Annotated in this window: 1 protein-coding gene; it reads right to left on the bottom strand. The window is 61.2% G+C overall.

Annotated elements, in window-relative coordinates:
• Positions 1-14: 14 nt before the first annotated feature.
• The coding region (locus tag M8523_RS36390; RefSeq protein ID WP_282589660.1) for an ISAzo13 family transposase at positions 15-904 on the bottom strand (890 nt) is incomplete at its 5' end.

Below are 904 nucleotides of genomic sequence, written 5' to 3'. Positions count from 1 at the left end.
GGGCTCGCCCGAATTTAACTGCTCTGATTGCTGTTTGAGGAGGGGTGGATGGTGTAATTCCAGTCGCCATGGAAGGGGTCGCGGGTGATGGGGAGGGTGGCCATTTCGCGGTCTGAGACGATGGTGCCCTTTGGATAGGCGTTGCTGTCCAGTTCGCAGTGGACCGTCAGTCCGGTTTCAGTTGTGGTGGCGCTGATCAGGTCGATGATTACCCGGTAACTGACGAGAGGTTTGGCTCTCCAGTTCATCGAGATGAACGAGAACAGGCGGTGCTCGATGGCATTCCATTTGCTCGTTCCCGGCGGCAGGTGATGCACGACGATGTCGAGGCCGATCTCGGTGGCCAGCCGCTGCAGTTCGCGTTTCCAGAGCCGGACACGCGAGCCGTTGCTTCCGCCGCCATCGGCGGTGATGGTCAATCGGGTGGCACGAGGATAGCGCGCCTGTCCGATGTCCTGCCACCAGCGGCGGATCGTCTGCACTGCAAAGGCCGACGTGTCGCCACTCATGCCGACACTGATCCACCCGGCATTGGAGGCCAGATCGTAGATGCCGTAGGGGACCGCACGACCGAGGTCTTTGATGAGAAAGTCATGCACCCGCACCTGTTCGGGCCGACCTTGAGGGCGCCATTCCCGACCCCCATTCTTGAAATCGCCGACAAGCTCCTTCTTCTTGGTATCGACCGAGATCACGGGCTCGCCGGCCGCCAAGGCGGCACGCACGCTCTCGTTGAGATGACGAAACTGCGCGTCGCGATCGGGGTGACTGTCCCCTTCGCGGGTCTTCTGATTGGACTGCAGCGAGAACTTCTGCCGGTGCAACAACTCACGGACGAGGGTCCGTCCCACCCGATGGCTCTTGGCCACCAAGGCCCGCGTCAACTGCGATATGCTTTTGCAGG

The organism is Lichenifustis flavocetrariae (genome assembly GCF_026130545.1).
GTDB classification, from domain to species: domain Bacteria; phylum Pseudomonadota; class Alphaproteobacteria; order Rhizobiales; family Beijerinckiaceae; genus Lichenihabitans; species Lichenihabitans flavocetrariae.
Note: the sequence above shows the minus strand (reverse complement) of the source record. Positions and strands in the feature narration are given on the sequence as shown.